This window comes from uncultured Streptococcus sp. (assembly GCF_963516575.1).
GTDB lineage: Bacteria > Bacillota > Bacilli > Lactobacillales > Streptococcaceae > Streptococcus.
Genome location: NZ_CAUQCP010000035.1, coordinates 1 through 24,799, shown reverse-complemented (window position 1 = coordinate 24,799; position 24,799 = coordinate 1). Strand labels below are relative to the sequence as shown.

The window sequence follows — 24,799 nt, the reverse complement described above, 5'->3', positions numbered from 1 at the left end:
CAAAGAACAGGTAGCTTTATTATAGATAAGAGTAGTTGAAATTTTTATCACATTTCTTATTTTTCTGTCGAGCTAAATTCATATTAATCAAAGACTTTGAAATAAAAGACTAACATTGTTACATAACGTTAGCATTTCATTTCCCTAAAACAAGCTAATTTACTCTAAAAAAGCAGCAAACTATAAACTAGTAGGTTCCACACCAAATGTAGTCCCATACTGCCCCATAAGTCCGATTTATAGCGCACCATCCCTAAAAACATCCCAAGTGAAACATACAAACACCAAGCTAAAATGGTTCCTGGATGATGTGCTAAGGCAAATAAAACACTTGTCAAAGCAACTCTAATATCTAATTTTCTAACCAAGTTCCATAAAATTTCTCGATACAGAAATTCTTCAACCATACTAGCATTGATTAAGAACAATAAAAATGAAAACCAAGGAACTTGATTTCGAAGGCCAATTAAGTTTGCTTGATTCGTGCTTTCTTGAGCATGAATCAGACTAAAACATAGACTTATAATCAGTAGGCTAACGAATCCAATACTAATCCACTTTATCCTAGATTTCATACTGACCTTATGCACTTTTTTACGTTGGCCATACATCCATAAAAAAGAAATGAGTGACGAACCATAGAGAATCTGTAGTATAGTTAACTCACCGATACAAAGAAATTTCAGTAAGTATAGAGATACCAATAGGACATTTACTTGTTGGAATATATAAACTGGAATTATTCTTTTCATAGTTACCTCCGAAATAAATCTTCATAATCTAAATCTAATACCTGTACAATCCTTTCTACCCATGGACTTTGAGGCATTCGTTGTTCCACCTTGTAGTGCCTAATCTTTTGATACAAACGATTCAATTCACTTGGATAGTGAAACTCTCCCGCAAACATTTTTCTGGTTAACTCAATCCAGCTAATATTTCTTTCAGCCAAAATAATGGACAAGTTCTCCCAAAATCGTTCAGCCATATTGCTTCTCCTTTAACTAGATAAATAATGTGTTTGTTCCATGTAAATCAATTGTTTCGTATCTCTTGGCAATAAAGCTCTAGCTTCCTCCAAATTTAGATTTGGATAAACTCTCTTATTTGAAACCGCAAGAGGAAGTCTGATGGTTAGTTCAGGATTTTTTAATATCATTTCAATGAAATCCGTTAATCTTAAATTGTCACGGTTCTTAAATCGTAATAAATTGGGAGATAAAAACTCAAAACAATCTGAAGAATAGCTCATCAGCTCAATTAATTTATCCCTTGTCATTTCAGAAATCGAATGACAGGATACCTCAATGCCATAGTTTTGGAAGAATTCTAAAAGAAGTTGATTTCTATGGTTATTTTTACTTAGATAGAGATCAATCATGGGAGACCTCCCAAAGATTCGGTTCCATTTTATATTCTGAGACGATTAAGGAATCTAATAAATTTGCGAAGTTAATCGGTTTCTTGTCTTCATCATAAGCTTTTACAGTTACTTGGGTTGTAAGTATTCCCTCTTTTCCCTCGGCTCGATAGCCTTGCCCATATAAAACAAAAACAAGATTCTGATGATCATCTACAAAAGCATCAGCTCCGTTCTTTATATCCTGACTTTCAAGGAATTCCATAATGTTTTGAAGATAGGATTCATAAAATAGTGGGTAATTATGTTTTTTATGGTAATAATCTAAAAATGTCACCTCAAACTCACATGGATAATTGGGCATCAAAAATATTTGTTCATCCAACTGCATCATTTCTGCATCATGTAATTCTGTTTCTAATTCATCACAATATAGTATTGACTCTTTATTTAACGCTTTCATCTTTTTCCTCTATTTCTTTTAATTTCTTTGCGATTGCGGCAATCACAGGAACGGTTACACTATTACCAGCTTGTTTATAGAGCTGACTATTACTAGAGACTTTTCTAGCAGCTTCAAAAGCCCAATCAGGAAATCCCTGCAAGCGAAAACACTCTTTAGGAGTGATTCGTCTTATCCTCAGACGGTAAAATTGTCCATCTATCAAGACACCGGCTACATGATAAACTTGTTTATCTTCTCCTTCATAGCTAGCCACTACTACTCCCATTTGACCACTAGTTGTTAACGTATTCGCTATACCTTTGCCAACTCTACCACGACGATACTGAGAACTTGGTCTTTCCAAATTGATTGAATCTCCTATTTCTGCTTGAGCATATCCTTTTTTCGTTGCCTCTCGGACTTTTAGAAATTGGATTGGTTCTGGAATTAGTATTTTAGGAATTTTATCTCCACCTTGCATTGTAGTCAGTGTTGGAGATAAGCCCTCACTTCCATAGACACGACCGGTCTCCTTAAAGCTAGTCGGTAAATCTCCAACAACGACAATGCCATGACGATCCTGAGTATTTAAAGTAAACATTGGCTCTTGATTATCCTTGAAACGTCTACCATTTTGTCTTTTGTCTAATCTATCTGGTGTCATACAAGGAATCGCAACCTTAAATCCTTCTCCTTTTCCACGAACTAAAGTTGGCGCAAGACCTTCTGAATAATAGACTTCACCACTCATTCCACTTCTTGATGGATTTAAATTCCCTAGTTCTTTCAAAGTCTCAGAGTTAGTTGCTTGACCTTCTCGTCTGAAAGGAAATAGGAGTCTGGTACCTTTCTTTCTAGAATGTCCGATAATAAACACCCTCTCTCTGTTTTGGGGAACGCCAAAATCCTTACTGTTAAGCACCTGCCACTCAACATCAAACCCCAACTCATCAAGCGTGGTAAGGATTGTGGTGAACGTCCGTCCCTTATCGTGATTGAGTAGGCCTTTAACATTTTCAAGAAAAAGAAAACGTGGTTGGATTTGTTTGGCCGCCCGAGCAATTTCAAAGAACAGAGTGCCTCTAGTATCTTCAAATCCCAATCGTCTTCCTGCGATTGAAAATGCTTGACAAGGGAATCCCCCACAGATGATATCGACTTTCCCTCTAAGTTTTTTAAATTCGTCATCTGAAACATCTCGTATGTCATGAAATTCTATTTCTCCTTCTGTTTGAAAAATGGACTTATAAGATTCTCTAGCAAATTTATCAATCTCACAAAATCCAATACACTCGTGTCCGACACTTTCCATTCCAAGTCGAAATCCTCCGATACCTGAAAATAAATCAATAAATTTCATTTCTTTATCACCCCTTTCTGATCGACTATCAATGTCCAAAGTGTCACACCACTTGAAATGACAATGAGCATAACTAATATCCACTCGATTGGCGACATTTAACCACCTCCTTTTCTAACACGGTTATTCCAAACGGAATACAAGCCATTAAACACAAATTCAGCAAGTACTTCCGCTCGTCTCACAAAGCGAACATTATCTAGAGCATACTGATAGATTCTCTCAAAATCAGTCATAGCAATTTCACTGGCTGTTTCAGAAAAACCTTCTCGTCTAAATTGTTCTTGTACCAATCCCCAAATATAATCTCGATCATATTTTGTGACCTTTTCTACTTTTCTTCTCAAGATAGGTTGAGTATTCCTTTCCTCCTTATCCTCAATAAATAAAGAATCAGTCTCACTATATTTAGTCTCACTAACTTCAGTCTCACTAGGGGCTGAATATGAGACGGGGGGCGTTTCATTTTCAACCTGCCCTAGTCTTTTTTTAACACTAGGCCTGTTTGAACTAGCTACTGGGGTAGAAGATAATTCCCCTAAATAAATCTTATTAGCTAGTCTTCCTTTCTCACTTGAAGACTGTTGGACTTCATCAATTAAGTCATATTCTTTAAGAGTTTTTTTGATGGACAGTAATTTTGACTTCGAACAACCTAACAGCCTCATCAGTTTAGAATTAGAAAATACTAAATAGACTGCTCCTTCTTCATCTATCCAACCACGATTGAGAGATAATTCTAAACGATCTTTTAAAATAGAGTAAGCCACCTTTACTTCTAGTTTCATATCCATATATTTTTCATCCTCAAAAAGAATTTTAGGTAATTTATAATACCGTTCTGAAGTTTGGTATTGATTTGCGGTAATTCGTTTCATAGAGCGCCTCCAAGTTCTTTGAGTATTAAATCTCCACTTGATTCCAATCGAACCAAGCCACTTTTTTCTAATTCAGCCATAAGAGTGATGGCCTCAACAATATCAATTCCCATTTCACGTACTAAAAATGAAATGACAATATAGCGTGATGATTGTAATTCTTTTGTCATTTTCCCTCCTGAAAATAAAAAAAGGAGAACAATATTCAATTGTTCTCTCCTTAGATAAATATTTATTGTTGTATTCATTTTTCCGATACGCAAACGATATCTACAAATACATTTACATCTATGTGCCTTTTTAGGACTTTTTTTATGTCAAAATTGCCTTTATCTACAAAGACAAAATGCTTGTAAAATAGCTTGAAATCAAGGATTTTCACCCTTTTTTTCGTTGTAGCAACACTACACACTCCACGTGATGCGTTTGCGGAAATAAGTCCACCGGCTGGACTTTCTTCAATTCATAGCCCAATTCTTGGTAGAGTTTGATATCACGCGCCATGGTTGCGACATTACAAGAGATATAGGCAATGCGGTCTGCTCCTGTTTGGGCGCTTGCTTTGATAAAGCTTTCGGTCAAGCCTTTGCGTGGAGGATCAACCAAGATAACAGTTGGTTGAATACCTTCCTTGAGCCAGTTCTTCATGGCGTTTTCAGCTGTGTCACAGACGTAGTTGGCGTTTGAAATATTGTTCAGTTGAGCATTCTTCTTGCTATTCTCAACCGCTTCTGGAATCACTTCAACACCATAGACTTCTTTGACATGTTTCGAAACAGAAAGACCAATCGTCCCAATACCAGAATAAGCATCAATAACCACGTCATCTTCTTTTAAATCCGCAAAATCAATGGCTGTTTGATAAAGTTTTTCAGCCATTTCAGTATTAACTTGGTAAAATGCTGGTCCAGCGATTTGGTAGTCATTTCCCAGCATCTGGTCGGTAATATAGTCTTGTCCATAAAGGGTGCGCCATTCCTTACCAAAAATCGCATTGGTATTTTGGTCATTGATATTTTGCATAACAGACACAATATCTGGGAACTGCTTGATTAGTTTTTCAATCAATTGCTCCACACGGAAAACTTTGGGACGAGTTGTTACCAAAATAACCATGATTTGTCCAGAATAGTGACCACGACGCACCACAAGATTTCGAATCAAGCCAGCTTGTTCCTTTTCATCATAAGGTTTCAAATCATAGCGACGCAGCAAGTCGCGTAGGGCTACTACTACCTCATCAATCACAGGATCTTGGATAAAGAAATCTTCCAATGGCATGAGGTCATGAGAATTCTTACGGAAAAATCCAGTTTCCAAGACACCATTAACACGACGAACAGGGACCTGTGCCTTGTTACGGTACTTGACTGGATTTTCCATGCCAAGTGTTTCAACAACTTTTACATCTGTAATTCCAGCAATCTTGTAAAGACTGTCCTTGACCTGCTTGGTTTTAAACTTGAGCTGTTCTGAATAAGAAAGGTGTCCTAAATCAGCGATTCCTGAACGCAGGTAAGCCAGATCGAGATCTTGATTACGGTGTGGCGACTGGACAAGGTATTCTTCAACTTTCCCAAAACCAATCTTTTTGTTTACTTTGAGGACACGCATAAGGATTTTTTCATTCGGTAAAGTATTTTCTACAAAAAAGACCAAACCATCCACCTTGGCAACTCCTGCCCCTTCATGGGTCAAGTCAACAATTTCAACTTCTACAATATCATTTTTCTTTAACATTCTCTTCTCTTTCTATTGGCCGACAAAAAAGACGGCAACGTTACGGTTACCATCTATTATACCATGAAATTTCTTAAGAACCAAAACTCTTGAAGAAGTTAACAATGGCTTGCCAGAGAGAGCTTAGGAAATTACCGCCGTCCTCTAGCGCCTTATCAGCATCAAAGTTAAGGTTGATATTTTTAAAACTGTCGCCAGCTTGTGAAACAATACTTTGTTTAAGGTCATTCAGGGTTTTAGTGAAGTCTGCATTGCTGAGGATATCACTCTTTGAGAGATTCAAAGCAAAATTGATGATAATATTGATCTGGTTTCCTGTTATAACCTGATCAAGTTTGTAATTTTTTAAGGTATCTTCAACAATTTTACGGACATCTTCCTCTGTCAGATTTCCCTTACTTTCTTTAGCTTTGGCGAGTGCTGACTTGATATCAGCTAGGGCAACATTTAATTTATTAGCATCATAGCCAGTTTTGTCCTTGTTTTCAGAATTGATATCGGACAGAGCCTTCAGCTCTTCTTGAGCCAAGTCTTTATTCGCTTGTGGTACCTTGGCTCCATTAGCCTCTAGCGAATAGTAAATCCCTGCTAAGGCACTCTCACCTGTAACTGGAATAGGGGCTGCTACAGTGATTTTGGCGTGTTCCACACCCAAGGTTACTGCTGCATTTCGGTACATATCCTGCGTCACCTTAGTGATGTTTTCTGGTGTTTCAATCTTGACCTCAAGTGGCGACTTGTCACCTAGTTTCTGAATCTTGGCTGATGAATACAACTGTAAACTAGAGTCATTTGCTACATTCATGATTTTAGAATAGACATCAGGTGTCATGGTCTTGAGTTCTTTGGTATCTGTTGAGGAATTGTAACCTAATTTCTTAAGGGTTTGATTTTTTTGGTCTTCAGATAGTGAAGAACCTAGGACATATTCAGGTTGGACATAGGTTTCATCGATAACTTTTTGTACATCTGTTGCTGCATGGGCGCTATTCATAGCTGTTACTGCCCACAAGACCGCAGCACTAGTCAGAAAGAGTTTCTTTCTCATGGGGAATTTCCTCCTTTACCTTTCTAGAGTAATATATCTATCTTAAAGAAAACTTATAGCAAAAACACCTGGACTAGCCAGATGTCGAAAAGAGAGTGAAACATTTGATGATGTAAAGGTTGAGTTGCACTTGTCTAGAATAGTAATAGTTTCCTCCATTTACATAGAGTTCTGCACCGTGAAAAATGGAAATGGGGTGAATATAACTATAAGTCTTTCCAGTGGTATTACCCAGCAAGGGAGCAACAGTCTCACGAGAGTACTGTTTGGCCAGTGCAAGTGTATTTTCCTTGCCATTTTGGGCTATAAAATCGATATAGGCAGGTCCAAAATTATAGGCTTGCACAGCCGTCCAAACATCAACACCCTTTTTCTGGGCCAGATAGAGATTGTCTGTCAGAGTTTGTACACCTTGCCGAATGCTGGAGGCATTATCATTGATAGTGTTGGTGGAGCCACTTGCAGACTCACTGGACTGCATGACATCGCCTTCTTTTCCTTTTGTTTCGGTATAAATCATAGCGAGCACGAGCTCTTCGTTTGCTGGGGTGTCTTTTTCACTCAAGATTTCTCGCACCATGGGTTGATAGGTCATAACTTGTTTGACATCTTGGTGAACGCGGTAAGCTTTATAGCCAGCAAAAAGGAAGACTGCTAGTACAAGCACTCTTCGAATTCGTTTAAACATTATTTACTTTGGATATCCTCGATATTTTTGATTAAGATAGAGTAAGTTCCATTGTCATTTTGGATAAACTCGACCGATTCTGCGTCTTGATAGACGTTATTGGGAACAATGAGCTCAATTCCATTTGACAAGGAAAGTTTTTGGTTTTCAAATTTCTTTAGCTGACGACTGGCATCAATTTCATCAAACTGAACAGGTTCTGGGACAGCTTCTTTGACTTGGTCAATAAAGCTCAAACGAGCCGTCAGATTGTTGTCAAAAAGGTCGTTAGCCAATTTTTCAGGTGACAATTCATTGCTTTCTTCTAGGTTGTTGAAAATTGCTGATTTGACCTTAGATTGAAATTGAAAATCATCTGTGTTAAAAGTCTCAGCAATTCTCTGGGCTGTTTTTTCCAGTTCCTTGATGGATTTCTTAGGTGAAATCTTAGGGGCGACAGCAAGAAGATTTTCTGAAAAATAGTTCAAGAAAGTCCCGTTGTACTTGATTCGTTTTTCAATCAGATGGTACTTGCGACTTTGAAGATTAACCACCAAGGCCTCATCAGCACCTGTTCCAAATCCAGGTAAGTTATTCTGAGTTAGCTTGATTGGATTATCAACTTCTCCACCGAGGTGAGTCAGGGTCTCACGCAGTGCAATTCGCAAGAAAGCGAAATGTTCCACGCCTTCTTTAGAAAATTGCACAAAAATCAAGTCATTGGTCTTGAGGTTTTCAGAAATACTGAACTCTTCTTTCCAGAGATTCGTCAGTGTTACTGATGTCTCCAATAAATCATCTGTGATGTGATTGAAGAAGGGATTTTCTTCTTCGAAAATCCCAGTCTTGGCTTCATCTGAATACACACGTTCAATTTTTTTACGCAGGTATTCTTCGATTTTTGGAGTGATATTGAGAAACTTATCCGCTAGGAACAGCTCGGTATCATCTGGACTGAACTGATGGATAATGGCTTTCTTAATATAAATGTCCATAAAATTTTTAGTCCTCGTATAATGGAAAGGCATCTGTCAATGCTTTGACTTCACTTCTCACTTCTTCTAAGACAGCCTCATTTTCTGCATTTTTAAGGGTTTTAATGATGAGTTCAGCCACTTTGCGACTTTCTTCTTCACCAAATCCACGTGCAGTAATGGCTGCTGCTCCGATACGAATCCCACTTGTCTTAAATGGTGACAAAGTTTCGTAAGGGATTGAGTTTTTATTTAAGGTAATATTGACTTCATCCAGCAAGTTTTGAGCAACTTTGCCGTTTTCTACAACTTTAGTCACATCCACTAGGAAGAGGTGATTTTCAGTTCCGCCAGAAATGATACGGAAATCAGGGTCTTGCAAGAAGACATCTGCCATAGCCTTGCTGTTCTTGATAACATTAGCAGCATATTCCTTGAAGGCTGGATCTAATACTTCTTTAAAGGAAACTGCCTTAGCAGCCACAACATGTTCCAAAGGACCACCTTGAATACCAGGGAAAATAGCTGAATTGATCTTCTTAGCTAGGTCTTCATCGTTGGTCAAAATCAAACCACCACGTGGTCCACGAAGGGTTTTGTGGGTCGTTGTTGTCGTGATGTGAGCGTATGGCACTGGGCTTGGATGTAAACCAGCTGCAACCAACCCAGCGATATGGGCCATATCTACCATGAGCTTAGCCCCTACAGCATCAGCAATTTCACGGAATTTTGAGAAATCGATAATTTGAGAATAGGCTGAAGCACCTGCTACGATCAATTTGGGTTTGACTTCTTTGGCTTGTTTCAAAATAGCATCAAAGTCCAAGAGTTCCGTTTCAGGGTCCACGCTATAAGAAACAAAGTTGTAGGTTTGACCAGAGAAGCTAACTGGAGCTCCGTGGGTCAAGTGTCCACCTGCTGCCAAATCCATCCCCATAACTGTATCACCTGGTTCAATCAAGGCCATGTAAGCCGCACAGTTGGCTTGGCTTCCTGAGTGAGGTTGGACATTGGCAAATTTAGCGCCGAAAATTTCTTTTGCGCGTTCAATAGCAAGAGTCTCTACCACGTCTACAACATCAGTTCCACCATAATAACGGCGTCCTGGGTAGCCTTCGGCGTATTTATTCGTCAAGATAGACCCTTGAGCTGCCATAACAGCCTTGGAAACTACGTTTTCCGAAGCAATCAACTCAATGTTGTTTTGTTGGCGTTTTTCTTCTTTGGCAATAGCATTCCATAGATCAGCATCGTACGCTTTAAAATCATCTTTGTCAAAAATCATAGGTCTTCTCCTTTATAGTGTGACAGGTCCTTTAGTTTGTTTTAGAATATGAAAACAAACTAAAAGATGCGAATAAACCGTTTCTGCACTTTATCACAAGTATAACCAACTTTTTCATAAAATGCATGAGCTCCCAGACGATGATCAGCAGAGTTTAAACGGATAAACCCATAGCCACGTCTTTTTGCTTCTTGATCCAACCCTTTTAGCAAGTTTTTACCAATACCTTGCCCTTGTGCTTGAGGTGAAACTGCTAAGGCTAAAATATTAAATCCTGCTTTGGAATAGAGGGATTCATAGACCTCAGCGTGGACATATCCAAGTAGGACATGACTGACTTCATCCTCATAGCCAAGTAGGAAATGATGGGAATCCTGAGATAGTCTAGCTAGTTGACTAGCTGTGTCCTCTGGACTAAAAGAATAGCCTAAGGCTTCTTGGTTAATCTCACATATAGCTTTTACATCAGTTTCTCTTAAATTTCTTAGCATTTCATGCCTCCTCAAAAGAAATCTCTGGCAACCGAGCAAGAATATCTTCTCGCTTAATGGCCCCTTGGCGTAAGATTTTCACCTTGTCTCCAGACAAGTCCAAAATAGTTGAATCTTGTCCAGTTAGAAAAGCATCGTCTTCCAGTCCCAGAACCTCTTGATCAAAATCCTTCAGAATTTGTTCAAAGGTTACCCCACTTGCCTGACCTGAAATATTGGCAGACGGCCCAATCAAGGGCCCCGTCTCTCTAATTAAATCTAGTGTAATGGGGTGACTGGGCATTCGAAATCCAACAGTCGCGAGACCAAAATTGACCCAATAGGGAACTCGGTCATTAGCTTCAAGGATAATGGTCAAGGGACCTGGTAAAAAGGTCTCTACAAGTTTTTGTAGATAAGTTGGCTGATTCTTTGAAAAGTACAAGATATCCTCTAAAGAGGCAACATTGAGATTGAGCGCCTTGTCTCTAGGTCGACGTTTGAGTTGGTAAACATGATCAACTGCTTTTTCGTCTAGAGCCTTGGCAAAAAGACCGTAAACCGTTTCTGTAGGCAGAACGACAGCTCCACCATTTTCTAACTCTTGTCTAACCCTGTCCATCATCAACTACAACCATCCTATCTTGACCAAATTGGTCTTTAAGTGTTCTTACTCGTTTTTCAGGAAGATGTTTCCTAAAAAGTTCAGGAACACTTTGACCTTGCTTGTATCCAATTTCAAGGTAAATCTTACCACCGTCTTTGAGATAGTCTCTTGCATCTTCCGCAATTCTACGGTAAATGGCTAGACCATTCTCATCTGCAAAGAGAGCTAGATGAGGCTCCGAATGCAAGACATTCAAGCCGACCTCTGACTCATCTTCACGAGAGATATAGGGTGGATTGGAAACAATTATATCATATTTTTCAGAAATTTCTGTAAAACAGTCAGATTTTTTTAAAAATATTTGAAGATTTTGCTTTTTAGCATTTTCGCTAGCTAAATCTAAAGCATCTTGGGAAATATCCGCTGCCACTACTGACCAATTTGGTCTGTTTTTTGCTAGAGCTAGAGCAATAGCTCCGCTACCTGTACCGATATCCAGAACTGAAAGATTCGTCTCAGGATTTTCAGCTAGAATGAGCTCCACCAACTCTTCCGTCTCTGGACGAGGGATCAATACTCGCTCATCAACTGTTAACTGCATTCCATAAAAATCTGCCTGTCCAATGATATACTGAGCTGGTTTATGAGCTGCTAACTGTTGGAAAATTCCGTTTACAAATATTTCTTCCTCTTCCGTCACTTCCTGCTGGAGGGCAAAAACAAAGTCTGTAAAAGAGAGATTTTTTAGGCTACGATAGACAAAAGAGAGGCTTTCTGCTTCCTCTCCTTGTCTTATCAACTCTTCTTCAAAATCTGAAAATAATTGAGCTAATTTCATTACTTGTTTAATTCTTCTAATTTTTGTGTTTGGTCATAAAGAACCAAAGCATCCACAACTTCATCCAATTTACCGGACAAAATGGTATCTAGTTTTTGGAGGGTCAAGCCGATACGGTGGTCTGTGACACGGTTTTGTGGGAAGTTATAAGTACGAATCCGTTCTGAACGGTCACCAGTACCGATTGTCGACTTACGCTCAGCATCTTGTTCATCTTGTGCAATTTGTGCGAAGTGGTCAGCGACACGCGCGCGGATGATTTTCATGGCCTTCTCACGGTTCTTCTGCTGCGTACGTTCTTCCTGCATCTCAACCTTAATATTGGTTGGCAAGTGAACGATACGAACAGCAGTCGCAACCTTGTTGACGTTCTGTCCACCAGCACCTGATGCGTGGTAGATGTCAACACGAAGGTCTTTTGGATCGATATCGTATTCTACTTCTTCCACTTCAGGCATGACAAGAACTGTGGCTGTCGAAGTATGTACACGGCCTTGGCTTTCTGTCACAGGAACACGTTGCACTCGGTGGGCACCTGATTCATACTTGAGTTTAGAGTATACAGACTGACCCGAAACCATAGCAACCACTTCTTTGAAACCACCGACACCGTTCATAGAAGCTTCCATAACTTCAAAGCGCCATCCTTGGGCTTCTGCATACTTTTGGTACATGGTTAGCAAATCCCCAGCGAAAAGTGCTGCTTCATCTCCACCAGCTGCTCCACGGATTTCTAGGATGATGTTCTTGTCATCGTTTGGATCCTTTGGAAGGAGCAAGATCTTCAGTTTTTCTTCGTATTCTTCTTTTTCAGCCTTGGCATCTTTCAATTCTTGCTTAGCCATTTCTTCCAAATCCGCATCTCCGCCCGATTCCTTAATCATCTCTTCGGCATCAACGATATTTTGAAGGACTTGTTTGTACTCACGGTAGGCTGTTACCGTGTCACGAGTTGAAGCTTCTTCTTTTGAAAGCTCCATGAAACGCTTGGTGTCTGAAACGACATCAGGGTCACTCAACAATTCACCTAGTTCTTCATAACGGTCTTCTACAGCTTGTAGTTGATCATAGATATTCATTTTTTCTCCTTATTTCTCAATTGTTAGATCATAGATTGCTACTACTTCGTTCTCGGATATTTCCCCAGTTTCTTTGAATCCATAACTGAGGTAACAAGATCTTGCATGTTCATTTTCTGGTTCATAAGACAACCAAAGTTTATTGCCTAAACCTGCTGGCGCTGTCTGAACATAGTCTAGCACTTCATCCATAATTGGTTTAAAATATCCTTGATTTTGAAGATTCTTATCAATCATAAAACGAAATAGTAAATAATTTCCACTACTAATTCCGATCTTTTTATCATAAGCTATCATCACAAATCCTATGATTGCATCATTATTATAAACTGCCAATGGAGCTACAAAATCTCCATTTTTAGTGTAGACGTATGCTTCAGCTAAACTAATTGCGTTGGTTGCAATGAATTGTTTTTGATATTCCTTGACATCCAAATTCAAAACATCAAAATAATTTTCCATTGTGACATCTCTTAGTTCAATTGTCATAGTTTTGCTCCTTGTTAGAGGTTATCATTGGCGCAAAATAATGTTTACGACAAACCGAGATATAGGTTTCATTTCCACCGATTTGAATCTGCTCACCATCATAAACGGGCAGTCCATCCTGTGTACGCAAGACCATAGTCGCCTTTTTCTTGCAATACTGGCAAATAGTCTTGATTTCTTCGATCTTGTCTGCTAAAAGCAAGAGATATTTGGAACCTTCGAACAATTCATTGCGAAAGTCATTTTTCAAACCAAAGGCCATGACGGGTATGTCTAACTCGTCCACAACACGAGCTAGGTCGTAAACATGGTGACGCTTGAGAAACTGGGCTTCATCGACCAAAACACAGTAAGGCTTTTCTGGTAGGTCTCGGATATAACCGAAGATATCCGTCGTTTCCTCAATCGCAAGGGCAGGGCGTTTCATGCCAATACGACTCGACACATAGCCAACACCGTCACGCGTATCCAGAGCCGAGGTCATAATGACAACACCTTTTCCTTGCTCCTCATAGTTATAGGCCACTTTGAGAATCTCAATGGTCTTACCAGAGTTCATGGTCCCATAACGATAATACAACTGTGCCATGCTTCTTGCTTCACGTCCATTTCTAAATTTTTGCTACATTCTAGTATATCATAATTTTCTTAAGCTTTAAACGGCAAAATGTGGTAAAATAGAAGAAATCAAAAACTAGTGGAGGAAGCTATTATGCCATTTGTACGCATCGATTTATTTGAAGGACGCACGCTCGAGCAAAAGAAAGCTCTTGCTAAGGAAGTGACGGAAGCTGTTGTCCGTAATACTGGAGCCCCTCAATCAGCCGTTCATGTCATCATCAACGACATGCCAGAAGGAACTTACTTCCCACAAGGGGAAATGCGTACCAAATAAGCTAGCTTAAGCAGAATTGCTTAGGCTTTTTCAATCTCCAAGTGGCATCCATTGAAGAAATAGTTTAAATTTGTTACAATTTGAAAGGATACTTGGAAGAATTTCCAAGAAAAGAGCTATTAATTAAAGGAAATATTATGATTACACGTGAATTTGATACCATCGCTGCTATCTCTACTCCACTAGGTGAAGGAGCCATTGGTATTGTCCGCTTGAGCGGAACTGACAGTTTTACCATTGCGCAAAAAATTTTTAAAGGGAAAGACTTGAGTCAGGTTGCTAGCCACACTCTTAACTACGGTCACATCGTTGACCCTCAAACTGGTAAGGTTATGGACGAGGTTATGGTTGGGGCTATGAAGTCTCCAAAGACCTTCACTCGTGAGGATATTATCGAGATCAACACCCACGGTGGGATTGCGGTAACCAATGAGATTCTCCAGCTGGCTATCCGTGAAGGAGCTCGGTTGGCAGAACCTGGAGAATTTACTAAACGTGCCTTTCTAAACGGTCGCGTAGACTTGACACAGGCTGAGGCGGTGATGGACATCATCCGTGCCAAAACTGACAAGGCCATGAACATTGCAGTTAAGCAATTAGACGGCTCCCTTTCTGACCTCATTAATAATACTCGGCAAGAAATCCTCAATACTCTTGCCCAAGTCGAGGTCAATATCGACTATCCTGAGTATGACGATGTTGAAGAAGCCACTACTGCTGTTGTCCGCGAGAAGACTCTAGAGTTTGAACAGTTGCTAACCAATCTGCTTAGGACAGCTCGTCGCGGTAAAATCCTCCGTGAAGGAATTTCAACTGCCATCATCGGCCGTCCCAACGTTGGAAAATCCAGCCTCCTCAACAACCTCTTGCGTGAAGACAAGGCAATCGTAACCGATATTGCTGGTACGACACGTGATGTCATTGAAGAATACGTCAACATCAACGGTGTTCCTCTAAAATTGATTGACACAGCTGGTATTCGTGAAACGGATGATATCGTTGAACAAATCGGTGTCGAGCGTTCGAAAAAAGCCCTCAAGGAAGCTGACCTAGTACTACTAGTGTTAAATGCTAGTGAACTGCTGACAGCCCAAGATCGCCAACTCCTAGAAATCAGTCAGGAGACTAATCGCATTATTCTTCTTAATAAAACCGACCTGCCTGAAGCGATTGAAACTTCGGAACTACCTGAAGACGTTATTCGTATTTCAGTCCTTAAAAACCAAAACATCGACAAGATTGAAGAGAGAATCAACAACCTCTTCTTTGAAAATGCTGGTTTGGTTGAGCAAGATGCTACCTACTTATCTAACGCCCGTCACATTTCCCTAATTGAAAAGGCTGTTGAAAGCCTACAGGCTGTTAATGAAGGGCTGGAACTAGGTATGCCAGTTGACTTGCTTCAAGTTGACTTGACCCGTACTTGGGAAATTCTCGGAGAAATCACTGGAGATGCTGCTCCTGATGAACTCATTACCCAGCTCTTTAGCCAATTCTGTTTAGGAAAATAAGAAAAATCCATGATCGTTGTTCCGGTCATGGATTTTATTGTCTTTATTAGTAATCTGGTCTTAAGACCCCTGTTACGGTTGCTTTAGTCGCTTCGTAATCGCCATCTACAACAACCTTTATAATGCGTTTGGCATCTTCTTCTGGTGCTGGAACTAGAGGTAATCGAGTTGGACCAGCTTCAAATCCCATATAGTTGAGAACGGCCTTGACAGGAGCAGGACTTGGATAAGAGAAGAGGGCATTGACTTTAGGGATGAATTTACGCTGAATAGCCGCTGCTTTCTTCATATCGCTTTCTGCAATGGCAGTGAACATCTCGTGCATCTCATCCCCATTTGTATGGGATGCAACAGAAATGACCCCGTCCGCACCAAGGTTCATGGCATGGAAAGCATCTCCATCCTCACCTGTATAAATCAAGAATTCTTCAGGCTTGTGCTCAATCAAGTAAGCCATATTAGCCAAGCTAGTACATTCTTTGACACCAATGATATTTGGATGGTCAGCCAAACGAAGCATAGTTTCTGGAGTTAATTCAACAACCACACGCCCAGGAATGTTATAGATAATAATTGGTAGGTCGGAAGCATCTGCAATCGCCTTAAAGTGCTGATACATCCCTTCTTGAGAAGGTTTGTTGTAGTAAGGTACAATAGCGAGTCCAGCAGCAAAGCCGCCAAATTCTGCTACTTCTTTAACGAACTCGATAGAGTCACGCGTATCATTGGTACCCACACCCGCAATCAAAGGAACGCGTCCATTGACAATCTTTTGTACAGCCGCAAAGAGTTCCAACTCCTCATCGTGGGTCAAAGTTGGACTCTCAGCAGTCGTTCCTGCGAGAAGAATTCCATCCGTATGATGGGCCAATAAATGCTCAATCAAGGCTGGAATAGCATCAAAGTTGATGGAACCATCCTCGTGGAAGGGAGTAATAAAGGCTGTGATGATTTTACACTCTTTTAAATCTTGATAAGACATGAAAACACCTCTCTATTTCAAAGAAGGAGTTCATCTGAACTCCTAAACGATATGACTATTTTAATTCAAATTTCAATTCAGCTGTTGGACGAACCAAGCCACGTTCATGAAGAGTTTCAGCAATCTGAACTGAGTTCCAAGCAGCACCTTTGAGAAGGTTATCTGAAACAACCCACATGTGGATTCCTTTTTCAGCATCCAAGTCTTTACGAATACGACCAACAAAGGTATCACGTGAACCAACTGCATTGATAGCTTGAGGATAGATTTGATGAGCTACATCATCTTCAAGAACAGCACCTGGGAAGGCTGAGATAGCTGCTTTTACTTCTTCGATTGGAGCCACTTCTTTTGTTTCGATGTAAACAGACTCAGAGTGAGCTGACAAGACTGGAATACGCACACATGTTGCAGATACTGCAATGCTATCATCTTCCATAATTTTCTTAGTTTCCTTGGTCATCTTCATCTCTTCGTATGTGTAATCATTGTCAGTGAAGACATCAATTTGTGGAAGAGCATTAAAAGCGATAGGATAATGTTTCTTATCACCACCTGAAGGCAAGATTTCTGCATGCAAATCACGTGGGTTTACACCATCATTCAAGACTTCACGAAGTTCACGTTGTGTCTCAAGAATTGCTCCCATACCAGCACCTGAAACGGCTTGGTAAGTTGAAACAATGATACGGTCCAAGCCCCATTTTTGGCGAACTGGCTCAAGAGCCACCATCATTTGGATTGTTGAACAGTTAGGGCAAGCAATAATCCCGTTGTGGGCATCAAGTGCGTGAGCATTGACCTCTGGAACAACCAAAGGAACATCTGGATTTTGACGGAAGTAAGATGTATTATCTACTACTACTGCGCCAGCTTTAACTGCGTATGGTGCATACTTAGCTGATGTAGAACCACCTGCTGAAAAGAGAGCAATATCAACTCCCTCAAAAGCTGTTTCAGTCGTTTCTTCAATCGTAATATCTTGGTCTTTAAATTTCAAAGTCTTACCCGCTGAACGTGCAGAAGCAAGTAAACGAATTTTATCGATTGGAAGTGTTGATTCTTCCAACATTTTTATCATCTGAGCTCCGACAGCACCTGTCGCGCCGACTACAGCAACTGTATATCCCATAAATAACCTCTTTCGGAATTTTCTAAAAATTTCTATAATAGATGTATTATACTACTTTTTTCATGAATTGCAAAGCTTTTTCATTATTTTTTGGAAAATAAAAATCCCCAGTCGCTAGACCAGGGACTAAGAGGCATCTCCATGTGATGAGCAGGTTCACACAACTCATCAAGGTCCGCTCCTGCGTTATGACCTCCTTATGCTCAATAGTAGTCCGAAGACTACTTATCGACTCATCGCGTCTATTATTCTACTAAAGAGAATGACTTTTGTCAACAGACAAAACTCTTTATACTCTTCGAAAATCTCTTCAAACTTCGTCAGCGTCGCCTTACCGTATATATGGTTACTGACTTCGTCAGTTTCATCTACAACCTCAAAAACATGTTTTGAGCTGACTTCGTCAGTTCTATCTGCAACCCCAAAGCAGTGCTTTGAGCAACCTGCGGCTAGCTTCCCAGTTTGCACTTTGAAAAATTTGGGGCAGACATAACAAAAACCCTTGTAAATCAAGGGCTTTTCTGTTTCTTTCATGCTAATTGCCGGGATTGAACCGGCGACCTCATCCTTACCATGGATGCGCTCTGCCAACTGAGCTAAATCAGCTTACTTGAAAAGTATACTATAATCAGAAAATTTTGTCAAGGTTTCCTTAGAAATTTTCCATAGGAAAAAGCCAGGTAAAGGCTACCTAGCTTGTCTTCTTCTATTTGCTTAAATCGATTCGACGACCAATTTTACCAATGATAATCGCACCAATAATTAATGAGGCAAATTCACCGATACCTGTTGTAAACCAAGTGAGGAAGAGTGGTAATTGCGCTACGATATTCAACTCGGCAGCAATTGTAAACATGGAAATTGAAAAGAGGATTGAAAAGAAGAAATGATCTTTTCGAATCAATCCGTTAAAGAGATAATCCTTGCTGTATTTTGCAAAAAGCCAAACACCTAGACTGAGGAATACTAGGGTTGATCCACCACCAACAAAGACATCTAGCAGTCCGAAGCTAAAAAAATTAGCAATCATACAACCGATGGTAACTCCGATGATGTACTTAGGATTGTAAAAAGCCATAAAGTTCATCATTTCTGAAATACGAAACTGATAAGCACCATAGCTGATGGCATTTAGGGGTGGTGTGACAGTTAAAACGACATAGATAGCAGCAACGATTGCAATATCTGCAACATCACGAATAGTTAATTTTTTCATGTTTTCTCCTTTGGCGGTTTCCCGCGTGTAATATGCTTGGTGAAAGAAGCTAAGCACCAAGGGTTGATTCAATCAACCTTACTAGTATAGCACAATAGCCTGCTTTATGCTATACTAAAAACATGAAAATTCGTATTCAAAAATTTCTTAACAATGAAATCTTAGCCTATCTCTTTTTTGGCCTTGCAACAACTCTAGTTTCGATTCTCTCACGACTAGTCATTTATCAACTAACACACAAAGAACTTCTCGCTACTGCTCTAGCGAATAGTATCGGTATCCTCTTTGCCTTTATCACAAATGATACGATTGTGTTTAAGCAAGCAAGGAAGAATCGAATTATCCGTTTAGTGAAATTTTCTCTTGCTCGCCTTTCTACTTTTCTGTTAGATTTGCTCTTTACTTTTCTGTTTGTAACTCAATTCCCTCATATCATAGGGCAATTTGTAAACGAAAATCCTGATAAGGTAAATGCAATTGAAACGATAATTGCACAATTATTGATAATTATTCTTAATTACATTTTAAGTAAGGTCTATGTTTTTAACAAATAAAACTTCTGAGCATATATCTTGCAAGCTTTTCTTAATCAATATATAATAAATAGTAAAAATTTTGGAAAGGAATTATGAAAATGTTAAAGGATCTTAAAGCATTTTTGCTTCGTGGTAATGTTGTCGACCTTGCTGTCGGTGTGATCATTGCCTCTGCTTTTGGTGCTATTGTAACTTCATTCGTTAACGATATCATCACTCCACTTCTATTGAATCCTGCCTTGGAAGCTGCGAAAGTACAAAACATCGCTGAGCTTGCATGGAATGGTGTTACATATGGTAAATTCTTGAGTGCTATTATCAACTTCCTTGTTGTAGGTACTGTTCTCTTCTTTGTAATTAAAGCAATGGAAAAAGCTCAAAGCCTTACTAAAAAAGAAGAAGTTGCTGAGGAAGCTCCAGCTGCTCCAACTGAGTTGGAAGTACTTCAAGAAATCAAAGCTCTTCTTGAGAAAAAATAATCGATTAAAAGGATCTAGCGCAAAGCTAAATCCTTTTTTCTTTACTCTTTGGGTAACTTGCCTGCTTTTTCAAGCATTTTTTTGATAAGATAAGGCATCTTAACATTCTCCCGCCCTTTTTTCTCAATCAGTTTTTTCACAAATTCAGGCATTTGTAAATCTTGAGATTCGGCCAAGATATTTTTAGTCTCATCTGAAGGAACTAATTCATCAAAGGTTTCTTCTTCTGGGAGAAATTCCTTAAACTCCTGATGTTCATTAGCTCTGACTGTATTGACCAAGGCATCAATCAAGCGAGAATCCGTATTTGGCATTGGTGGACGATGGTAGTTGACACCCAATTCCTGACACAAGTCATAACATTCCACATCATTATCAAACAAGACTTCAATGTGCTCACTGATAAAACTAATAGGTACAAAAATATAATGCTCTGGATGTTCTGTCTGTTCTCTGAGGTATTCTAATACATCTGGCTTAATCCAAGGAATCCCGATATCACTCTCACTTTGCCAGGTATTTGTATATTGTTCGGAACTCAAACCTAGTTTTTCAGCGACTAACTTGCTATTTTCAAAAATTTGATCGATATAAGGATCGCCAAAATCCAAGGCAAAAATGGGCACACTGTGGGCTGAAAAGATGACTTTAAAGCTATCCTGTTTTACTTTTTCTTTTAAAATATTAGCAATTTCATCTGCCCAATAGTTTAAGAGTGCTTCTTCTTGATACCAGTCCTTAATGACCAAAAATTGAATTTGTTTGCTTTCTAAAAATTTCTCGTATCCCATGACAGAGTAAAAAGAATAATGGGGCTCCAAAATCAAGCAAATACACTGTTCAATGCCGTCTGCTTCCATCTGACCAATCACATCTGGAATAAAGGGACTAGAAAACTTATTAGCAAAATAGACACTGTATTCATTTCCCAATCTAGCTTCTACCAAGGCAACCTCTTCACGGGTAATTTTTTGCAGAGGGGTCCCTCCAATTAGCACATAATTGTCATAAAGGGTTTGAATCTCGTGATTTTGAGGTCTCACTCCACGACGAATATTTGTGAAAAAATCAGCCACACCTTCAAAGGTAATCTCTTCTGGCGAACCGAAGGTCATCATTAAAATTGCTTTTTTCATAACTACTTCCTTGTGATATTCTTATCAAGTATATTTTATCATTAATTTATTAATAAGTAAACGCCAAGATAGTGACATTCTCACTCTTTTGTCTTTTGTTTTTCTCTTCTTTCTATGATACAATGGAAAAAAATAAATTCAAAAGGAGTTTTTAATGACTTACCCAAATCTCTTGGATCGCTTCCTAACCTACGTTAAGGTCAACACGCGCTCTGATGAACACTCTACTACTACTCCAAGTACGCAGAGTCAGGTTGACTTTGCAACCAATGTTCTAATTCCTGAAATGAAACGTGTTGGACTTCAAAATGTTTACTATCTACCGAATGGTTTTGCGATTGGTACCTTGCCAGCCAATGATCCATCGTTAACACGTAAAATTGGCTTCATTTCCCACATGGATACTGCTGATTTTAATGCCGAAGGAGTCAATCCACAGGTAATTGAAAACTACGATGGTGGTGTGATTGATCTTGGAAATTCTGGTTTCAAACTGGATCCAGCTGACTTTAAGAGTCTGGAGAAATATCCAGGACAAACGCTCATTACAACTGATGGAACAACCTTACTAGGTGCTGATGACAAGTCAGGGATTGCTGAAATTATGACTGCTATTGAATATCTGACTGCCCATCCTGAAATCAAACACTGTGAGATTCGTGTTGGTTTTGGTCCAGATGAGGAAATCGGTGTTGGTGCTAATAAATTTGATGCAGAAGATTTTGATGTGGATTTTGCCTACACTGTTGATGGCGGCCCATTAGGTGAACTTCAGTACGAGACCTTCTCAGCAGCTGGGGCTGAATTGCATTTCCAAGGTCGTAATGTCCACCCTGGTACTGCAAAGGGACAGATGGTAAATGCTCTGCAATTAGCAATTGATTTCCATAATCAACTCCCAGAGAATGACCGACCTGAGTTAACGGATGGTTACCAAGGTTTCTATCATCTTATGGATGTAACAGGTAGTGTTGAGGAGGCGAGTGCTAGCTACATCATTCGTGATTTTGAAAAGGATGCCTTTGAAGCTCGTAAGAAAGCTATGCAAGCAATCACTGACAAAATGAATCAAGAACTTGGTAGCGACCGTGTCACACTAAACTTGACTGACCAGTACTACAATATGAAAGAAGTCATTGAAAAAGACATGACTCCAATTACCATTGCTAAGGCCGTTATGGAGGACTTAGGGATCAAGCCTATTATTGAACCAATCCGTGGTGGAACAGACGGCTCTAAAATTTCCTTTATGGGAATCCCAACTCCAAATATCTTTGCAGGCGGAGAGAACATGCACGGACGTTTTGAATACGTCAGCCTTCAGACCATGGAACGTGCAGTTGATACCATCATTGGTATCGTAGCTTATAAAGACTAAAAAGACGAGGTAGCTCAGCTACTTCGCCTTTCTTTTTATTGAGCTGGTTTTTCTTGATTTCCAGTACTTGTTGTAGATTCTATTGTTTCCTTTTCTGAAGTTGATTCAGCAGGCTTAGAATCTCTTGTGTTGCTTGGTTTGCTTTCGTCGCTTGCAGTTTCACTGTTAGATTCAGATGCTACTGGTGCTTCGGTTGCTGTACTTGCAATTGGTTGATTCTCTGCACTTGTGCTATCAGCATTCGATTTAGCATTTGTTGCTGGAGTTGCTTCCTCACTTGCTCTTGATTTTGACTTGATTTCTTGAGTCAAGGCTACTATTGTTTTCGCTAATTCAAGTAAAGCTTCTTTATCATTATTTTTCACATCATCATCAAGTTGATCGAATAGTTTATCAACTTTATCAAATTCTTCATTTGAACCATTGTTATCTTCTAAATACTTATGTAATGAGTTGATATATCCATAGAGTTGTTTATGTAGATTAATTATTTGTGGATCTTGTTGCGCAGTCTCTTTCTCTTTTTGTAGAGTAGCTACAATACGTTTCAAGAGATCGTTAACCTGGACATTGATTTCATCCAAATCTGCATCAGCCTTGCTAGCTGCAACTTTTAGATTTTCTACTTCTTCTGCCAAGGATTGTCTGATTCCCACTTCTTTAACTTGAGCTAAGAATTGCTCTGCTTTGGTTAAGATAGTTTCAACTTGCTCTTTGCTAACATGATTGACATGTTCTTCTTTCTTAAGATCAGGATAGATTTCTTTCAGGAATTCATAAATTGCTTGCTTAGCAGATTGACTATCAACTGTTTCTTTATCTAAAACTGTTTCATTTACTTTTGCAGTAGCTGGCTGATTTTTCAAAGCCTCTTCTACTTCTTGTTTTGTTTGGTAAATGCTTGGGAACAGTTTATTCAAGTCCACAGCCTTACGGAAAGATTGTGATTGATATAAAGTCAAAGTCAAATTAGCAACTTTATTACGAAGCTCATCACTTAAACGACTATCATTTACGTGCTCATAGAAGTACTTGATGTATTCCACTGTTGTATCACCAGTACGATCATTAAAATCTTGAAGAGCTTGAAGTTGTGATTCAATCGCTACTAAACCAACCTCATCTTTAGCCAACTTAGCTTCTTGGAGTCGAACTAGAAGGTCTTTTTTCGGAAGTCCATAAGAGTCAGTATCTAGTGTATTGATTTTATCAATCAAGGTCTGATATTTCTTATCTAAAGCACTTGTTTCGACTGGTTTGACACTTTCATCAATATGGATATATTGCTTATCAAAGAGGTCAAGTCTTGCAAGATAACCCGCAGTAGAGTTGGTTGCAAGTTTCTTCATACTCTCAGTAAATTGACCCAAAGCCAACTCAATCTGTCTTTGTTTAATTGGTTGACCTTGATAAATCGTTCTACTTTCAGCTAGAAGTTGATCTACTTTTGCCAAGACTGCCTTCTCATCAAAATCTCCAGGTTGATAGTTGGATTGGAGAGCTGGAATCTTGTTTTTCAAAGCTACTTCATAGCCCTTGGTTTGAACCTTGATGTAGTGATTGTGGTCGCCATGAGGAATCACAAAACTACCATTTTCCACCTGTAAGCTATAAGGAGACACACCATCACGTAAGGCAGTTGTATAGAGTTCATTTAAGAAATCAAGTTCTGGATTGCCAGTTTGGAGTGGAAGTCGAACATGTTCCTTACGAACAGCGTAGGGATGGATATGAGTCGGATCGTAGGCTTGGTCTGGATTTCCAAAGACAAAGAATCCGTTTGAAATTCTAATAGCTTCAAGTGGAACCCCGTAGGTCTTAGAAATATAAGCAATCTTTTCTTCATCGCTAGCATCTCTTGAGAAAGACTCTACCGTTTTAGCAAGAGGTTTTACAGGCTCTGCATCATGATGTGTTTTCAAATGGTCTTGCGCTGCCTTGATTTGCTCTGCTGTCAAATCTTTCTTGAAGAAATAATGATTGTGGTCACCGTGGGACATAACAAATCCTTGATCATCTTCACTGATAACTCGATTGGCATCAAAACCATGGCCGTGTTCTTCATGGTGATGACCATGTGCATCTTCATCATGATCATCATCGTCATCATGTGCTGGACTTGGTGTTACTGGCGTTTTACCTCTCAAATGATCTTGAGCTGCCTTGATTTGTTCTGGTGTCAAATCCTTCTTGAAGAAGTAATGATTGTGGTCGCCATGAGTCATGACAAATCCTGCCGCATCTTCACTGATAACTCGATTGGCATCAAAACCATGGCCGTGTTCTTCATGGTG

The 24,799-nt window shown here is 39.4% G+C and carries 29 protein-coding genes, 1 tRNA gene and 1 riboswitch; of the genes, 5 read left to right on the top strand and 25 right to left on the bottom strand.

Features of this window, described 5'->3' with window-relative positions; all coding sequences use genetic code 11:
- Positions 1–164 precede the first annotated feature (164 nt).
- The 18 genes from RWM06_RS07170 to RWM06_RS07085 all read right to left on the bottom strand — a co-directional run bounded on the left by RWM06_RS07170 (position 165) and on the right by RWM06_RS07085 (position 13,829).
- Complete coding sequence (locus tag RWM06_RS07170; protein ID WP_313970623.1) at positions 165–752, bottom strand: type II CAAX endopeptidase family protein; 588 nt, start codon at positions 750–752, stop codon at positions 165–167.
- A gap of 2 nt (positions 753–754) precedes the next feature.
- Complete coding sequence (locus tag RWM06_RS07165; protein ID WP_000840778.1) at positions 755–988, bottom strand: hypothetical protein; 234 nt, start codon at positions 986–988, stop codon at positions 755–757.
- Between the two features lie 12 nt (positions 989–1,000).
- Positions 1,001–1,381 (bottom strand): arsenate reductase, encoded by a 381-nt coding sequence (locus tag RWM06_RS07160; protein WP_048787847.1) that lies wholly within the window; start codon positions 1,379–1,381, stop codon positions 1,001–1,003.
- Entirely contained in the window at positions 1,374–1,823 is a 450-nt protein-coding gene (locus RWM06_RS07155) for a hypothetical protein (RefSeq protein ID WP_313970622.1), read from the bottom strand. The genes RWM06_RS07160 and RWM06_RS07155 overlap by 8 nt, the downstream gene beginning before the upstream one ends.
- The gene (dcm, locus tag RWM06_RS07150; RefSeq protein WP_125378591.1) at positions 1,807–3,165 is read right to left on the bottom strand and encodes a DNA (cytosine-5-)-methyltransferase; all 1,359 of its coding nucleotides are present in this window, start codon (positions 3,163–3,165) and stop codon (positions 1,807–1,809) included. The genes RWM06_RS07155 and dcm overlap by 17 nt, the downstream gene beginning before the upstream one ends.
- A gap of 98 nt (positions 3,166–3,263) precedes the next feature.
- Positions 3,264–4,043 carry a replication initiator protein A gene (locus RWM06_RS07145; protein WP_313970621.1) on the bottom strand — a complete coding sequence of 260 codons (780 nt, stop codon included), beginning with the start codon at positions 4,041–4,043 and terminating at the stop codon, positions 3,264–3,266.
- Positions 4,040–4,213, bottom strand: coding sequence for a hypothetical protein (locus tag RWM06_RS07140; RefSeq protein WP_080982957.1), 174 nt, complete (start codon positions 4,211–4,213; stop codon positions 4,040–4,042). The genes RWM06_RS07145 and RWM06_RS07140 overlap by 4 nt, the downstream gene beginning before the upstream one ends.
- 208 nt (positions 4,214–4,421) lie before the next feature.
- Positions 4,422–5,783: a 23S rRNA (uracil(1939)-C(5))-methyltransferase RlmD gene (gene rlmD, locus RWM06_RS07135; protein ID WP_313970620.1), complete on the bottom strand. Its 1,362-nt coding sequence runs from the start codon at positions 5,781–5,783 to the stop codon at positions 4,422–4,424.
- A 73-nt stretch (positions 5,784–5,856) separates the two neighbouring features.
- Positions 5,857–6,831 (bottom strand): DUF1002 domain-containing protein, encoded by a 975-nt coding sequence (locus tag RWM06_RS07130; RefSeq protein WP_313970619.1) that lies wholly within the window; start codon positions 6,829–6,831, stop codon positions 5,857–5,859.
- Positions 6,832–6,904: 73 nt separating this feature from the next.
- Positions 6,905–7,519, bottom strand: a complete 615-nt coding sequence (gene pmp23 / locus RWM06_RS07125) for a cell wall hydrolase Pmp23 (protein ID WP_000476378.1) — start codon at positions 7,517–7,519, stop codon at positions 6,905–6,907.
- Positions 7,519–8,493 (bottom strand): nucleoid-associated protein, encoded by a 975-nt coding sequence (locus tag RWM06_RS07120; protein ID WP_313970618.1) that lies wholly within the window; start codon positions 8,491–8,493, stop codon positions 7,519–7,521. The genes pmp23 and RWM06_RS07120 overlap by 1 nt, the downstream gene beginning before the upstream one ends.
- Before the next feature lie 7 nt (positions 8,494–8,500).
- On the bottom strand, positions 8,501–9,757 hold the full coding sequence (gene glyA, locus RWM06_RS07115; protein ID WP_313970617.1) for a serine hydroxymethyltransferase: 1,257 nt from the start codon (positions 9,755–9,757) through the stop codon (positions 8,501–8,503).
- 59 nt (positions 9,758–9,816) lie between these two features.
- Positions 9,817–10,248: a GNAT family N-acetyltransferase gene (locus tag RWM06_RS07110; RefSeq protein WP_313970616.1), complete on the bottom strand. Its 432-nt coding sequence runs from the start codon at positions 10,246–10,248 to the stop codon at positions 9,817–9,819.
- A gap of 1 nt (position 10,249) precedes the next feature.
- Positions 10,250–10,852 carry an L-threonylcarbamoyladenylate synthase gene (locus RWM06_RS07105; protein WP_313970615.1) on the bottom strand — a complete coding sequence of 201 codons (603 nt, stop codon included), beginning with the start codon at positions 10,850–10,852 and terminating at the stop codon, positions 10,250–10,252.
- Positions 10,836–11,672 carry a peptide chain release factor N(5)-glutamine methyltransferase gene (gene prmC / locus RWM06_RS07100; RefSeq protein WP_313970614.1) on the bottom strand — a complete coding sequence of 279 codons (837 nt, stop codon included), beginning with the start codon at positions 11,670–11,672 and terminating at the stop codon, positions 10,836–10,838. Before prmC ends, RWM06_RS07105 begins: the two co-directional genes overlap by 17 nt.
- Complete coding sequence (gene prfA, locus RWM06_RS07095) at positions 11,672–12,751, bottom strand: peptide chain release factor 1 (protein ID WP_001028815.1); 1,080 nt, start codon at positions 12,749–12,751, stop codon at positions 11,672–11,674. The genes prmC and prfA overlap by 1 nt, the downstream gene beginning before the upstream one ends.
- 9 nt (positions 12,752–12,760) lie before the next feature.
- Positions 12,761–13,240, bottom strand: coding sequence for a GNAT family N-acetyltransferase (locus tag RWM06_RS07090; protein ID WP_033683645.1), 480 nt, complete (start codon positions 13,238–13,240; stop codon positions 12,761–12,763).
- The gene (locus RWM06_RS07085; RefSeq protein ID WP_033683647.1) at positions 13,230–13,829 is read right to left on the bottom strand and encodes a thymidine kinase; all 600 of its coding nucleotides are present in this window, start codon (positions 13,827–13,829) and stop codon (positions 13,230–13,232) included. The genes RWM06_RS07090 and RWM06_RS07085 overlap by 11 nt, the downstream gene beginning before the upstream one ends.
- Before the next feature lie 123 nt (positions 13,830–13,952).
- Between RWM06_RS07085 and RWM06_RS07080 the strand changes: the two genes are divergently transcribed.
- Both RWM06_RS07080 and mnmE read left to right on the top strand, forming a co-directional pair.
- Positions 13,953–14,135, top strand: a complete 183-nt coding sequence (locus RWM06_RS07080) for a 4-oxalocrotonate tautomerase (RefSeq protein WP_001117401.1) — start codon at positions 13,953–13,955, stop codon at positions 14,133–14,135.
- 137 nt (positions 14,136–14,272) lie between these two features.
- On the top strand, positions 14,273–15,646 hold the full coding sequence (mnmE, locus tag RWM06_RS07075; RefSeq protein ID WP_313970613.1) for a tRNA uridine-5-carboxymethylaminomethyl(34) synthesis GTPase MnmE: 1,374 nt from the start codon (positions 14,273–14,275) through the stop codon (positions 15,644–15,646).
- Positions 15,647–15,692: 46 nt separating this feature from the next.
- Here mnmE and dapA read toward each other — a convergent pair whose 3' ends face one another.
- From dapA to RWM06_RS07050, 5 genes are all read right to left on the bottom strand, one after another.
- On the bottom strand, positions 15,693–16,628 hold the full coding sequence (dapA, locus tag RWM06_RS07070) for a 4-hydroxy-tetrahydrodipicolinate synthase (protein WP_000121606.1): 936 nt from the start codon (positions 16,626–16,628) through the stop codon (positions 15,693–15,695).
- A gap of 55 nt (positions 16,629–16,683) precedes the next feature.
- On the bottom strand, positions 16,684–17,760 hold the full coding sequence (locus tag RWM06_RS07065) for an aspartate-semialdehyde dehydrogenase (protein ID WP_218764390.1): 1,077 nt from the start codon (positions 17,758–17,760) through the stop codon (positions 16,684–16,686).
- Positions 17,761–17,985: 225 nt separating this feature from the next.
- Positions 17,986–18,294, bottom strand: a complete 309-nt coding sequence (locus RWM06_RS07060; protein ID WP_313970612.1) for a hypothetical protein — start codon at positions 18,292–18,294, stop codon at positions 17,986–17,988.
- Positions 18,294–18,366 (bottom strand) — tRNA-Thr (locus tag RWM06_RS07055). Before RWM06_RS07055 ends, RWM06_RS07060 begins: the two co-directional genes overlap by 1 nt.
- 100 nt (positions 18,367–18,466) lie before the next feature.
- The gene (locus RWM06_RS07050; RefSeq protein WP_313970611.1) at positions 18,467–18,976 is read right to left on the bottom strand and encodes a QueT transporter family protein; all 510 of its coding nucleotides are present in this window, start codon (positions 18,974–18,976) and stop codon (positions 18,467–18,469) included.
- Positions 18,974–19,070, bottom strand: a riboswitch (PreQ1 riboswitch). (Overlaps the previous gene by 3 nt.)
- A gap of 28 nt (positions 19,071–19,098) precedes the next feature.
- Between RWM06_RS07050 and RWM06_RS07045 the strand changes: the two genes are divergently transcribed.
- Together RWM06_RS07045 and mscL are read left to right on the top strand one after the other, a co-directional pair.
- Positions 19,099–19,530 carry a GtrA family protein gene (locus RWM06_RS07045; protein WP_313970610.1) on the top strand — a complete coding sequence of 144 codons (432 nt, stop codon included), beginning with the start codon at positions 19,099–19,101 and terminating at the stop codon, positions 19,528–19,530.
- 80 nt (positions 19,531–19,610) lie between these two features.
- Complete coding sequence (mscL, locus tag RWM06_RS07040; protein WP_313970609.1) at positions 19,611–19,991, top strand: large conductance mechanosensitive channel protein MscL; 381 nt, start codon at positions 19,611–19,613, stop codon at positions 19,989–19,991.
- Positions 19,992–20,032: 41 nt separating this feature from the next.
- On the opposite strand, the gene hemH is transcribed toward mscL, so the two are convergent.
- Complete coding sequence (hemH, locus tag RWM06_RS07035; protein ID WP_313970608.1) at positions 20,033–21,127, bottom strand: ferrochelatase; 1,095 nt, start codon at positions 21,125–21,127, stop codon at positions 20,033–20,035.
- A 154-nt stretch (positions 21,128–21,281) separates the two neighbouring features.
- On the opposite strand from hemH, the gene pepT reads away from it, so the two are divergent.
- Entirely contained in the window at positions 21,282–22,505 is a 1,224-nt protein-coding gene (gene pepT / locus RWM06_RS07030; protein ID WP_313970607.1) for a peptidase T, read from the top strand.
- 35 nt (positions 22,506–22,540) lie between these two features.
- Here the strand turns inward: pepT and RWM06_RS07025 are convergent.
- The coding region (locus RWM06_RS07025; RefSeq protein WP_313970606.1) for a pneumococcal-type histidine triad protein at positions 22,541–24,799 on the bottom strand (2,259 nt) is incomplete at its 5' end.